The sequence below is a fragment of the Streptomyces sp. TE5632 genome (genome assembly GCF_054061295.1).
This window is the reverse complement of record NZ_JBSSEA010000003.1, coordinates 4,702,324-4,714,955: the sequence shown is the minus strand read 5'-3', so window position 1 is coordinate 4,714,955 and position 12,632 is coordinate 4,702,324. Positions and strand designations below refer to the sequence as shown.

Here is a 12,632-nt window from a genome sequence, read left to right as displayed (position 1 = left end):
AAGCAGACGAGAGGGCGCCGACGACCCGTCGGCGGGCGCAGCTCGCCCCTCATGCAAGAATCCTACCGAATGTTTTCAGTCACCATAAGAGGCAAGCATATAAACCTCAGGCCCAGGATGCCACATATATTCACAACCGCCCGAGCCAGGCGTAGGGCGGCGCGAATCATAAGGGAAATCCGGCCGCATTCCCATATAACTTTTGTCATGGCTTGAGTGTGCACTTCCCACCCTTTCGGCATGACATTCGCTGACGGCGGACCATGACATACGTCATGGAGTGCGGAGCCGGCTGTCGTCGGGCCACAGCGGAAACGGACAGTCGTCACTCGCCCACCACGTACGAGAGCCCCCGTCCACCGTGGGACGGGGGCTCTCGAGCGAGCTGCGGGAGAGACGACGAGAGGTGCGGGACCCCCAGGGGGTTCCCGCACCTCGATCCGAGGCAGGGTCAGACCCTGGCCTCTTCCTCAACCCCGGCCGGGGGAACCGGGGTCGGCTTCGTTGCCCGGCTTCCGGGCATCCACCAGTTGGCCTTGCCGCACAGCTCCATCACCGCGGGGACGAGGACCATCCGGATGACGGTGGCGTCGATGAGCACGGCGACGGCCATGCCCAGACCGATCTGCTTGATCGCGACGTCGGGGCCCAGCAGCGAGGTCGTGAACACGGCGATCATAATGGCGGCCGCGGCGGTGATGACCTTGGCGGTCCTCGCCAGACCCCGGGTGACGGCCGTTCGCGTGTCACCGCTGCGCTCGTACTCCTCGCGGACCCGCGAGATCAGGAAGACCTCGTAGTCCATCGACAGACCGAACAGGACCGGGAACATCATCATCGGCACCCATGTGGTGACCGGCATCTCGGTCGGGAACCCGAGGGCCGAGCCGAGCCAGCCCCACTGCACGACCGCCACCAGCACACCGTAGGCGGCGCCGATCGAGAGCAGGTTCATCACCGCGGCCTGCAGGGCGATCGTGACCGACCGGACCAGCGCGACCAGCAGCAACAGGGACAGCAGGATGACGACCGCGACCATCCAGGGCAGACGCGTGCTGGTCTCCTCGGCGAAGTCGATCGCGCCGGCGTTCGGGCCGCCGATCTGGACCTTCTCGCCGCCGGACGCCTGGGGCAGCACGTCGTCGCGCAGCTCGTGCACGAGGTCGGTGGTCGCCTGCTCCTGGAATCCGGTCTCGGGGAAGGCCATGAAGGTGGCGGCCTGCTGGTCCTCGCTGACCCGCGGCTCCGTGGCGTAGGCGATGCCCTCCGTCTTCCTGACCGCCTCGATCACCGGGCTCAGACCGGCGCCCTGGGAGTCGACCTCGGTGGCGAAGATCAGCGGCGCGCCGTAACCGGGGCCGAAGCCCTCGGAGAGGATCTCGTACGAGGTGTAGCTGCTGCGGTCACGCGGCTGAACGCTCGCGTCCGGCAGGCTCAGCCGCATGGACAGCACGGGGGCGGCCAGCACCAGCAGGCCCGCGCTGGCCAGCACCGCGGCGATCAGCGGCTTGCGCTGCACCACACCGGCCCAGCGCTCGGCGGGGGTACGACGCTCCCGCGGCGGGACACCATCGGTGCGCTGCCTGCGGGTACGACGGGGCAGCCGCAGCGAGTTGATCTTGTACCCGGTGAAGCCCAGGAACGCAGGCAGCAGTGTCACCGCGGCGATCATCGTCACCAGCACGGTGACGGACGCGCCGATCGCGACACCGGTCATCAGCCGCTGCCCCATGGCGATCAGGCCGAGCAGCGCGATCACGACGGTCGTGCCGGCGAACAGCACCGCGTGACCGGCGGTGGTGATGGCCTTGACTGTGGCGGCCTCCGGCTCGTCGCCCTCCGCCAGGCTCTCCCGGTACCGCGTCACGATGAACAGCGCGTAGTCGATGCCGACGCCGAGTCCGATCAGCGCGGCGACGAGCACGGTGAAGTCCGGCGAAGGGACGAGGTGCCCGACCAGCTTGATCAGGGCGATACCGCCGAGGATCGCCATCAGCGCGGTCACGATCGGCAGGCCCATCGCCACCAACGACCCGAAGGCGATGAACAGGATGACCGCCGCCGCCAGGACGCCCACGCTCTCGGCGGGGCCCTGCGGAGGCGTCTCGGCCTTCTCGGCCTTGTCGCCGCCCAGGCCCAGCACCACACCGTCGCCGGAGGCGTCCTTGACCGCGGTCACCAGGGGCTTGACCTCGGTCTTCTTCACGTCCTGATCGGTCAGCGGAATCGTCGTACGCGCGATCCGGCGGTCCTCGGTCACCAGCTGCTCGTCGTCGTACGGCGAGGTCACCGGTCCGGTGACCGAGAAGGCGTCCAGTTCGGCGATGACCTTCTCGATCTTCTCCCGCGCGGCGGGGTCGTCGATCCCCTTCTCCGCCTTGATCGCGAGGGTCAGGGTGTCCCCCTGCTGCTCGGGGAAGTGCTTCTCGATCAGAGCCTGAGCCTTGGCCGACCCGGAGTCACCACCGGTGAAGTCGTTGTCCGTGGCGGCACCGAAGCGGAATCCCACGAATGCCAGGGCGATCACGCCGATGATCCAGGTCATGAGGACCAAGCGGCGGCGCCGGTAACAGAACCGGGCTAGTCCCGCCAGAGCTCCGTCCGTGCGGGGAGTCTCCGTTGGCATCGTCTCTCCTCGAGTCGTTGAGCGTTGCGCTCAATACTCACGAGCAGGCGGCCCCACGTCGATGTGCGTATGCAGGCACTATGCCGTCGGCGCTACCGCAGTTGCGGTACTCCCCGCGCAGTACTGCCCGGACGGATCCACCGTCCCGGACACGCGAGGGAGCGGTGAAAACACTTCTCCCGCCGAACAGCGTCCGGCGGGAGAAGAGACCACGTTCCGGTACTACGGCCGGACTCCGCCGAACGCCCGCCGGTTGAAGTGGGTCAGCTCGTGCCGCACCCGCAGTTCCTCGAGCCCTCGCAGGGCGGGCGCACCGTAGAACGTCTGCAGCAGCTCCTCGTCGAGGGTGTGGGCGCCGTAGAGATACGGCCGGCCTCCGACCTCCGCGCAGATCTCCAGGAGCTGCCGCTGCACCTGCCTGGTCTCGGAGACCGCGCGGCTGTCGGAGCTGGCCGCCGAGGCGAACACGCCGATCCCGTACTGGACGGGCGCGTCCAGTACGGGTGCGAAGACGAAGGGGATCGCGGGCTCAGGACGCCGCACCACCAGGAAGTACAGGCTGATCAGGGTTTCGGTCAGCGGGGGCTCGGATATCAGGCCCTCCAGCGTCGCCGCGAACCTCTCCAACCCCGCTTCGTCCAGAACGTAGTCGGCCCACAGGTTGGCGTGGGTTTCCCCTTGGAGCAGCGGGGACAGGTGCTGATCCACCTCCCGGTGCAGCAGCAACGCGTAGTCGGGCGCGGGGTGCGCCTGCCCCGGAGCCGCGGACTCGGCTGCGTCGGCAGCCCAGGACACCTGCGAGTACCAGGAGGTCCGGTCGTACATGCCGAAATACCCGCGGACCCCTGGCTCCCGGGCGACGCTCGGCAGGTACTTCACGAGGTCGAGAAGGCCGCTGTGCTCGACCCGGGAGACATGGCCGGCAGCCTCGCGCGAAATCGTCCGCAGCACCGCTGTCCTGATGAATCCCGCCTGCCCCACACCGCCGAGGGCGAAGCGGAACAGTTCGGAGTTCTCGCGGCCGGAACACCGATGCGTACGCCCTGTTCCGTCGACGATCTCGATCTCCCGCACCTGATCGATCTGAAGACCGGACCGTATCGACCCGAGACCGAAGCCTCCGATGGACAGCGTTCCCCCGACCGTGAGGTGGAGATAGCTGGGGAGCACCGGGTTGGCACGGCCGTGCTGGTTGAGCCATTTCTCCAGCTCCAGCCAGGTGATACCGCTTGGAACCTCCACCAGACGGTCTTCGCCCGTGAAGCGCGGCGTGGCACCGTCACGGAAGTTGTCCAGTACGGTCCCGCGGGTGAGCGTCTGGGTGTTGCACGATCGGCCCGCGCCGCGCACGGCCATGTCCTGACCGGCGGCGGCAGCCTCTCGCATGATGTCCTCGATGGTCCCGTCCTCTCCTTCCCGGACCACCTTCTCGGGAGAAATAAAGCTGGAGCGCCCGAAGTCGCTGCTGAATTCACGCATCGTGTGACACCTCCCCGTACGTTCTGTGACCGAGTCTCGTGTGGGCATTACGGCCTGACACCGCCGAAGGCCCGTGTGTTGAAGTGGGTCAGCGCGTGCCGCACGCGCAGTTCCTCCAGGCGCTCGAGTGCCGAGGCTCCGTAGAAACGTTCCAGCCGGTCCGCGTCGAAGTCGTGCGTGCCGTAGAGATACGGACGCCCCTTGCCTTCCGCACAGGCATCCAGCAGGTCGCGCAGCACTCGCCTGGTCTCGGAGATCCCGCGTACGTCCGACCTCTCGGCGGCGGTGAAGATGCCGATCAGATACTGGACCGGGGCGTCCACCACCGGGGCGAGCGGGAAGTGGGTGGCCGGCTGGGGGCGCCGGATCACCAGGAAGTACAGGGCGACGAGCGTGCCGGACAGCGGATACTCACCGACCCGGTCCTCCACCGTCCTCGCGAACCCGCGAAACCCGGCCTCGTCGAAGACGTGGTCCACCCACATGTTGGCGTGGGAGTCCTCTTCCAGCAGGTGGTGCAGCTGCTTCTCCGTCTCGCGATGGCTGAACAGCATGTAGTCGGGAACCGACAGCACCTGTCCCAGGTCCGCGGGCTCGGGGGCGTCGGCGGTGAGCGACACATACGAGTACCAGGAGTCCCGCTCGTACATGCCGAAATAGCTGGACACCGCTGGATCCTGTGCGCCGTTCATCATGAATTCCATGAGATCGCGGAGGCCGCCGTGCTGGATCCTGGCCGCCCGGGTGACGGGCTGGTACGGAACCGTCTGCAACACCACGTTCTTGATGAATCCCACCTGCCCCAGCCCACCCAGAGCGAATCGGAACAGCTCGGAGTTCTCCCGGCGGGAACAGCGAAGAGACTGCCCTCTTCCGTCGACGAGTTCGAGCTCGACCACCTGATCGCTTTGCAGTCCGGACCGGACGGACGCGAGGCCGAATCCTCCGACGGAAAGGTTGCCCCCCACCGTGATGTTGAGATAGCTGGGAAGAACCGGGTTGGAGCGGCCGTGCCGGTTCAGCCATTTCTCCAGTTCGAGCCATGTGATGCCGCTCGGGGCTTCCACCAGGTGCTCTTCTCCGGTGAACCACGGCATGCGGTCAGGGCGGTAGTTGTCGAGCACGATCCCGGGGGACAGCGTCTGGGTGTTGCATGAGCGGCCGGCTCCGCGCACCGCCATTTCCTGGCCGGCCGCGGCCGCCTGTCTCATGATGTGCTCGACGGATCCGTCGTCACCGTCCCGTACCACTCTCTCCGGATAAATGACAGAAGTGCGCCCGAAGTCCCGGCTGAATATGTTCACCTGACTCCCCCCCCTTTTCGCGCCGTCAGTTTTCCGAATCGGCTTGTGGCTGTGTGGCAGTAAGAGGTCGCGCCTGTCACGATGTGGGCACCGGCCGAAGTCGGCCCAAGCGGATGCACATGAGAGATCAACTGCCGCTATTTTCACGCGTTATGACGCTGCGTCAGATCGACTCGACAGTCGTGGCCGTCACCGTAGACCACGACCAGGATCGGGCGCAGCAGGTCGGAGAAACTCGCGATGGATCATGACAATCTCTTGTTCTTTCCATGCTCAACTATTGCGCGACAGCGCCCCGCTTCCTAATGTGGTCCACAGCTCGCACGGTCACCTGTGCGAACCAACGGGGAAGGGGGCATCGGTGAACGTCGTCTCCGGACGTGCACTGAGGAGCGGACGGTCGGCGGACCCAGCCGTCCGCGGCGCAGCCCGATTCATGGAGAACTAGGACGGACCGCCACGCACCCGCTCGGATTCGAGTGGGTGGGTCTTCCGCATTCCCGCATCTCGTACGCTTCAGTAATTCCCCTCTGCGCTCCAGCCGGGCAGGAACGTCCCCTGGCTGACGCGACGCATGGGGTTTCAAGATCGCCAACACCGGGCCTGCCTCTTTCACGGGCGAGCCCGGGACTCGTGTGTGCGCCGATCGACAAGGCCGCGGCCAAAGACTGCATGAAGGGGGTAGGCCGATGCTTGGGCGCAAAGGAGACGTGTCAGGGATCAGGAAGGACTTCATCTCCGACTACGACGGACTCGCCGACCAATGGTGGGATCCGCGCGGGGCGCTGGCACCGCTGGGCTGGATCGCGCGCGCTCGCGCCGACTTCGTCCCCGCCGCCGGCCACGAGCAGGCTCGGCTGCTCGACATCGCCTGCGGCGGAGGCCTGTTCGGCCCGCACGCGGTCGGCAAGGGGTATCGCACGGTGGGCGTCGACCTGTCGGAGATGTCGCTCCGCGAGGCGCTCCGGCACGGCTTCGACGAGGTCGTCCGGGCCGATGTCGCCGACCTGCCGTTCGGCGACGCGTCGTTCGACGTGGTCACCGCGGGGCAGTGCCTGGAGCACATCCCGGACCCGCTTCACGGTGGTGGCGGAGGCGTGCCGGGTGCTGCGCCCCGGAGGCACGCTCGTCGTCGACACCATCGCCGACACCAGGGCGGCCCGGTTCGTCTCCATCACGCTGGCCGAGAACGTCCCGATCGCCGGCCGCCCGCCGCGCGGAACTCACGATCACCGCCTCTTCGTCAACCGGGAGCGGCTGACCCGGTTCGCGCGGGAACACGGCGTGGAACTGCGCCTCCTCGGCCTGCGTCCGCGCATGCGCGAGATGGCCCGCTACGCGGTCGGACGGCTCGATGAGGTCCGCATGGTGCGCACACGGTCCACATCAGTCCTCTATCTGGGCGTGGGAACCAAGAAGTGACTCTGCAACAGGAACCCGTACGCGGCGCTGTGCGCAACTGGGTGATCGGTGCACGGCTCAAGACACTGCCCGTCACCTACGCGCCGCTGGCCGTCGGCCTCGCCATCGCCCACGCCTCCGGCACCGTCGACTGGTGGAGCGCGGCCCTGACCGTGGTCTTCGTGCTCGGCTTCGTCCTCGGCACGAACTTCTTCAACGACTACAGCGACGGAATCCGCGGGGTGGACGACCATCGCGAAGGCCCCACCCGGGTGGTCGGCTCGGGACGCGCCACACCGCGGCAGGTCTTCCGTCACGGAGCGGTCCTGTACGGCATCGGCGCCCTGGCCGGCGTGGTGCTGGCCGTGACGGTCTCCTGGTGGCTCCTCCCGGTGACCCTGCTGGTCGGTCTCGGCGGCTGGTTCTACACCGGCGGCTCCCGGCCCTACGGGTACCGCGGCCTCGGCGAGATCAGCATCTTCCTCCACCACGGCGTCGTCTTCGTCTGCACGCCCGTCTACGTCCAGACCGGCGATGTCCCCGGGCCGGCCCTGGCCGCCTCCGTACCCATGGGCCTGCTCGCGTGCGCGTTGCTGACCACCAACAACCTCCGCGACCTCCCCACCGACGCCGCCGCCGGGAAGATCACCCTCGCGGTTCGGATGGGCGCCGGATGGACGCGCCGGTTCTACGTGTTCTGCGTGGCCGGCGCCTTCGTGTCCGCGCTGCTCACGGCCTTCACCCGTCCCTGGGCACTGCTCGTCCTCGGGTCCGTGCCGTTCGCCGTCTTCCCGATGCGCAGGGTGGTCAGCAAAGCGGGCGGCCGTGAACTGATTCCGGCGCTGGAGCACACCTGTCTGCTGCTCCTCGTGTTCGGGACCCTGCAAGCGATCGGTCTGGCCCTGTGAAGCCGAGGAGTGAAACGATGGACCCGGATCATGAGGTGCTGGTGATCGGTGCGGGATTCTCCGGCATAGGGACCGCCATCGGTCTCCGGCGGGCCGGCATCGACGACTTCGTGCTCCTGGAGGAGCGGGACGACGTCGGAGGCAGCTGGCACGCCAACCGGTACCCCGGCATCGCCGTGGACATCTCGGCCTTCTCCTACTCCTTCGCCTCCGATCCCTTCCCGTCGTGGTCCCGGCTGTTCCCGCCGGGAGAGGAGCTGAAGGCGTACGCGGACCACTGTGTCGACAAGTACGGCCTCCGACCGCATCTGCGCTTCAACTCCACGGTGATACACGCCAGTTATGACGAGTCGGCGCACGTGTGGGAGGTGTTCCTGGACGATGGGACCTCCCTGTCGGCGCGTTTCGTGGTCTGCGCCACCGGGTGGCTCACCAAGCCCAAGAAGCCCGCCATCCCGGGCCTCGACCGGTTCAAGGGCGACATCGTGCACACGGCGGAGTGGGATCCGTCGCTGGAAGTGGACGGCCGGCGCGTGGCGGTGATCGGTACCGGCGCCTCGGGCGTGCAGGTGGTGCCGGAGATCGCGCCGCGGGTGGAGCACCTCCACATCTACCAGCGCACGCCCATCTGGCTCCTTCCCAAGCCCGACCTCGCGGTTCCGCAGGCCGTCCGCCGGATGTTCGCGACGGCTCCGTGGACGCAGCGGACGGTCCGGCTGCTCACGGATGTGGCGACGGAGATCAGCTTCGTCATCGCCATGGTCCACTACCGCCGCTTCCCGTTCCTCGTGAAGGCCGGTGAGGCCGCCTCCCGGCTCTACCTGCGCCGTCAGGTCAAGGGTGACCCCGGGCTGATGCGCAAGCTCACGCCTTCCTACCGGGTGGGGTGCAAGCGGCCGTCCCTGGCCAAGGGGTACTGGCGTGCCTTCACCCGGGAGAACGTCAACCTCGTCACCGAGCCCATCGCGGAGATCACCGAGACGGGCATCCGCACCGCGGACGGCGAGACGCAGGACTTCGACGTGCTGATCCTGGCCACCGGCTTCCACGTCCTGGACAACCTGCCCCCGTTCCCGACGCACGGCAAGGGCGGCCGGGACCTCAGGGAGTTCTGGCGGACGGAGCGCTTCCAGGCGTACGAAGGAACGTCCATCAAGGGGTACCCGAATCTGTGGTTCATCGTCGGCCCCTACTCCTTCACCGGGGGGTCGTGGTTCGGGATGATCGACTACCAGGTGACCCACGCCATGCGCGTGATCAGGGAAGCGCGGCGGCGGCGTGCCACGGAAGTGGTCATTCGCACCGCGAAGCACGACGAATCGTTCCGCAGGACGCTGCGCCGGCAGGAGCACACGGTGTTCCTCGACCCCAGTTGTCAGGGGTCGAACACCTACTACCTCGACGAACACGGGGACGCTCCCGCCGTCCGCCCGGCCTTCACCTTCGAGGCGGCCTGGCGCGCCAGGCACTTCGACCTGGACGACTACCGGTACGAACGATGATCCCGCGACCTGTCGACCGCTCGACGACCACTGCTAGGGGGACGAAGCGATGCGTTTTCTTGAGGTACGAGGCAGGGACCGCTCCCTGTGCGTTCTGTACGGGGTGTCCGCCCTCATAGGCGCCGCCGTCATGGGCACGCTGGCCGTGATGTTCGTCGTGCAGAACGCGGACGCCGGTCCCGGCGGAGTCGTCACCAACTTCCTCCGGGACGCGACCTCCAACCTGGCCTCCCAGTTCATCTACGCCGACCTGGTACTGACCTGGGCGGCACTCGGCGCCTACATGATCGTCGAAGGGCGGCGGTTTGGGATCCGGCACGTGTGGGCGTACATCGTCGGCGCTCCGCTCCTGGCCCTGATCGCCAGCTACGGCCTGTTCATGCTGGTGCGCCAGCTGAAGATCGCGGCCGCTCGCGACGCGGACGACCTGCCTGCCCCTGAGGCTCCGCGTCGAGCGGCGACCGGGACGGCGAGCCGCTGACCGCCATGGCCGTCACAGCCTGAGAGAGCGACGATATGGCACACGCGCTCATTTCCGGTGGCGGCATCGGTGGTCTCGCGACCGCGCTGTCCCTGACGCGACGGGGTCACGGTGTCACCGTTCTCGAGCGCCGGGACGCCTTCACCGAGATGGGCGCCGGGATCCAGCTGGGCCCGAACGCGTTCCACGCCCTCGATCTGCTGGGGCTGAGCGAGCGGGTGCGGGACCGCGCGGTGTTCACCGACGAACTGTGCTTCATGGACGGCGTCACGGGCGAGACGGTCGTCACCATGCCTCTCACCGAGCGGTACCGCGCGCGGTTCAGGAACCCGTACGCCGTGGTGCAGCGTGTCGATCTCTACGAGCCGCTGCTCTCGGCCTGCCGCGCGGTCGACGGCGTCGAGCTGGTCACCGGCGCGTCCGTCGAGTCGTACACCCAGCACCCGGCAGGCGTCACGGTGAGCGCGGTGGACGGCCGGACGTTCACCGGGGACCTGCTCGTCGGAGCCGACGGCATCCGGTCGACGGTGCGCGCGCGGCTGGTGGGCGACGGCCCGCCCACGATCTCCGGCCACACCATCTACCGCTCGGTCATCCCCATCGAGAGGGTGCCGCCAGAGTTGCGGTGGAATGCCGTGACGCTGTGGGCGGGACCGAAGTGGCACTTCGTCCACTACATCATCGGCAACGGCCGCTACCTCAACCTTGCCGCGACCCTGGACGACGGCGCCCGCGAGCCGGTCGCCGGGCGCCGCGTGCCCCGGGACCTCGTACTGCACCGCTTCCGGCAACTCGGGCACAGCGCCCGGCAGCTCCTCGAACTGGGCGAGGACTGGCACGAATGGGTGCTGTGCGACCGCGATCCCGTGGACGTCTGGTCCGACGGCCGCGTGACGCTGATGGGCGACGCCGCCCACGCCATGCTCCAGTACGCCGCCCAAGGAGCCTGCCAGGCGCTGGAAGACGCCGTCGTCCTCGGAGATGTGCTCGCGGGCGCCACCGACGATGTGCCGCAGCGCCTGGAAAAGTACAACGCCGCACGACGTGAGCGGACCGCACGCATCCAGCTGCTCGCCCGGGAGATGGGCGAGCGGCTCTACCACCTCGCCGGCGAGGAGGCCCTGGCCCGCAACGCGATGCTGCGGTCCCTCAGCGAGGACGACCTCTACGAGTACGTCGCCTGGCTGCACGGCGCCCGGAACTTCGCCCTGCCGCAAACCGGCTGAGGACGGGCCCGCAGCGCACTCCCCGCTGTCAGGCCACGCCCCGTCCCGCCTCGGGGCCGCGAAGCCGGGCGCCGTCACGCGGTCCACGGCCGGAGCTTCTCCGGGTTCAGCACGCCCCAGATGTACGTGATGCGCCCGCCGACGATGTCGAACGCGTACACCGCCACGGTGGCACCGACGCGCTCGGTCACGAGACCGGGGCGGCCGTTCACGGTCCGCTCGGCAAACGTCAGCCCGGTTGCCTTGGCAGCGATTTCCACCAGGAAGCGCGCCACCTGCTCGCCGCCTTCGATCGGATGCCGGAGGGCGGTGGCCCGGCCGCCTCCGTCACCGACCGCCGTCGCGGCGGGGTCGAGGAGGCCGATGAGGGCACCGATGTCCTCGACTTCCCAGGCCTGCTTGAAATTCCTGACGATGCCGGCGGTCTCGCCGACCGGCACCGGGTGGGAGGGCGACCGCTCGTCGCGGAGCCGGCGGCGGGCCGAGGAGGTCAGCTGGCGGCAAATGGCCCGGCTGCGGCCCACGGTCTCGGCGACTTCGGTGAAGGAGGAGCGGAAGACGTCGTGCAGGATGAACACGACGCGTTCGGCCGGAGTCACGGGCTCATAGCGGCAGGTCACGGCGTTCGCCGGTCCCTTCCAGGACATATTTGATATGACGGTGCCACCGCACTCTGCCTGACCTGCGTAAACGTGGAGTCGGCCTGCTGGAATGCGCCCGCCGGCCAAGTCTGTCGTTGAACACTGTCAAGCGCTACGACCGTGTCACCGAGCCAAAGCACCTCATCCGTGCCCCCAGGTACCGGCCCACTCTCGTGGACCCCTACCGTGATCACCTACAGCGGCGACGCGTGGAAGACCCGGCCGTGCCCATCCTGCACCTGTTGCGGGAGATCAAAGAACTCGGCTGTCGCGGAAGCTCCAACCTGCTCCACAAGTACATCAACCAGGGACGCGTCGAAGTCGATCGCCCCGCGCCGTCCCCGCGTCGACTCGCCCGCTACCTCCTCATCCACCCCGATCACCGCAAGGAACACCAGCGGGAACGGATCGAGGCCACCACCGCCTGCCCGGAGATGTCCGCCCTCGCCAAGCTGATCAGCGCCTTTGCCGCACTGCTGAGACCCACCGAAGAGAACGCCGGGCAACTCAGCGCGTGGATCACCGCAGCGCAGGCTGAGGACCTCCCCCATCTGCACGCCTTTGCCCGCGGCCTCGAGCGAGACCGCGCCGCCGTGACCGCCGTGACCGCCGCCCTGACCAGGGCGTATCACAACGGCGGCACCGGAGGCGTCAATAACAAAACGAAACTGATCAAACGACAGATGTACGGCCGGGCCGGCTTCCCCCTCCTCCGCCACCACGTCCTCCTGGGATGACTTCACTTTCCGCCACCACCGCAAGTGAGACAGATCCGCTCGTTTGACAGACCCACTGCTGCGGACCGCGATGGCGGACGCGAGCAGCACGCAAGCGGGGACCGATCCGGACCGGGCCGGCTTCTCCATCGCCTGGCAGGCCGCCCGCGACCTGGTCATCCTGGCCGCGGGCGTCATCGCCGACACCGTCATCGACCGGGCCGGCACCATCGGCCGGCACGTCCTGGCCGGCCTGCTGCCCGCACGGCGGCTACGCGTCAGCCCACGCGTCGTCAAACGCGCCGTCTCCAAGAACCAGACCCGAGGCTCCCGCATCGACCGCACCAG

General features: G+C 68.0%; 9 protein-coding genes and 2 pseudogenes. 7 read left to right on the top strand and 4 right to left on the bottom strand.

Features of this window, described 5'->3' with window-relative positions; translation table 11 throughout:
* Positions 1 to 451 precede the first annotated feature (451 nt).
* The 3 genes from ACVW19_RS26750 to ACVW19_RS26740 all read right to left on the bottom strand — a co-directional run bounded on the left by ACVW19_RS26750 (position 452) and on the right by ACVW19_RS26740 (position 5,355).
* Positions 452 to 2,626 carry an MMPL family transporter gene (locus tag ACVW19_RS26750; RefSeq protein WP_457462403.1) on the bottom strand — a complete coding sequence of 725 codons (2,175 nt, stop codon included), beginning with the start codon at positions 2,624 to 2,626 and terminating at the stop codon, positions 452 to 454.
* Between the two features lie 222 nt (positions 2,627 to 2,848).
* Positions 2,849 to 4,105, bottom strand: coding sequence for an FAD-binding protein (locus ACVW19_RS26745; RefSeq protein WP_457462401.1), 1,257 nt, complete (start codon positions 4,103 to 4,105; stop codon positions 2,849 to 2,851).
* Positions 4,106 to 4,152: 47 nt separating this feature from the next.
* Positions 4,153 to 5,355, bottom strand: coding sequence for an FAD-binding oxidoreductase (locus tag ACVW19_RS26740; protein ID WP_457464796.1), 1,203 nt, complete (start codon positions 5,353 to 5,355; stop codon positions 4,153 to 4,155).
* Between the two features lie 743 nt (positions 5,356 to 6,098).
* Here ACVW19_RS26740 and ACVW19_RS26735 point away from each other — a divergent pair.
* From ACVW19_RS26735 to ACVW19_RS26710, 6 genes and pseudogenes are all read left to right on the top strand, one after another.
* Positions 6,099 to 6,428: pseudogene (locus ACVW19_RS26735) on the top strand (class I SAM-dependent methyltransferase); the annotation flags it as partial.
* 85 nt (positions 6,429 to 6,513) lie between these two features.
* Positions 6,514 to 6,831, top strand: a complete 318-nt coding sequence (locus ACVW19_RS26730) for a hypothetical protein (RefSeq protein ID WP_457464902.1) — start codon at positions 6,514 to 6,516, stop codon at positions 6,829 to 6,831.
* Positions 6,828 to 7,718 carry a 1,4-dihydroxy-2-naphthoate polyprenyltransferase gene (locus ACVW19_RS26725; protein ID WP_457462399.1) on the top strand — a complete coding sequence of 297 codons (891 nt, stop codon included), beginning with the start codon at positions 6,828 to 6,830 and terminating at the stop codon, positions 7,716 to 7,718. Before ACVW19_RS26730 ends, ACVW19_RS26725 begins: the two co-directional genes overlap by 4 nt.
* 17 nt (positions 7,719 to 7,735) lie before the next feature.
* The gene (locus ACVW19_RS26720) at positions 7,736 to 9,220 is read left to right on the top strand and encodes a flavin-containing monooxygenase (RefSeq protein ID WP_457462397.1); all 1,485 of its coding nucleotides are present in this window, start codon (positions 7,736 to 7,738) and stop codon (positions 9,218 to 9,220) included.
* Between the two features lie 49 nt (positions 9,221 to 9,269).
* Positions 9,270 to 9,701 (top strand): DUF2834 domain-containing protein, encoded by a 432-nt coding sequence (locus ACVW19_RS26715; protein ID WP_457462395.1) that lies wholly within the window; start codon positions 9,270 to 9,272, stop codon positions 9,699 to 9,701.
* A 35-nt stretch (positions 9,702 to 9,736) separates the two neighbouring features.
* The gene (locus ACVW19_RS26710; RefSeq protein WP_457462394.1) at positions 9,737 to 10,927 is read left to right on the top strand and encodes a 3-hydroxybenzoate 6-monooxygenase; all 1,191 of its coding nucleotides are present in this window, start codon (positions 9,737 to 9,739) and stop codon (positions 10,925 to 10,927) included.
* A gap of 74 nt (positions 10,928 to 11,001) precedes the next feature.
* On the opposite strand, the gene ACVW19_RS26705 is transcribed toward ACVW19_RS26710, so the two are convergent.
* A complete protein-coding gene (locus ACVW19_RS26705; RefSeq protein ID WP_457462392.1) occupies positions 11,002 to 11,574 on the bottom strand; it encodes a hypothetical protein in 573 nt (190 codons plus the stop codon).
* Between the two features lie 35 nt (positions 11,575 to 11,609).
* Here ACVW19_RS26705 and ACVW19_RS26700 point away from each other — a divergent pair.
* Positions 11,610 to 12,305: pseudogene (locus tag ACVW19_RS26700) on the top strand (transposase); the annotation flags it as partial.
* Positions 12,306 to 12,632 lie beyond the last annotated feature (327 nt).

What these genes read in the sequence shown, in the direction of transcription:
- ACVW19_RS26750 (WP_457462403.1), bottom strand. Translation starts at nt 2,626, where the DNA reads ATGCCAACGGAGACTCCCCGCACGGACGGAGCTCTGGCGGGACTAGCC.
- ACVW19_RS26715 (WP_457462395.1), top strand. Translation starts at nt 9,270, where the DNA reads ATGCGTTTTCTTGAGGTACGAGGCAGGGACCGCTCCCTGTGCGTTCTG.
- ACVW19_RS26710 (WP_457462394.1), top strand. Translation starts at nt 9,737, where the DNA reads ATGGCACACGCGCTCATTTCCGGTGGCGGCATCGGTGGTCTCGCGACC.
- ACVW19_RS26745 (WP_457462401.1), bottom strand. Translation starts at nt 4,105, where the DNA reads ATGCGTGAATTCAGCAGCGACTTCGGGCGCTCCAGCTTTATTTCTCCC.
- ACVW19_RS26720 (WP_457462397.1), top strand. Translation starts at nt 7,736, where the DNA reads ATGGACCCGGATCATGAGGTGCTGGTGATCGGTGCGGGATTCTCCGGC.
- ACVW19_RS26705 (WP_457462392.1), bottom strand. Translation starts at nt 11,574, where the DNA reads ATGTCCTGGAAGGGACCGGCGAACGCCGTGACCTGCCGCTATGAGCCC.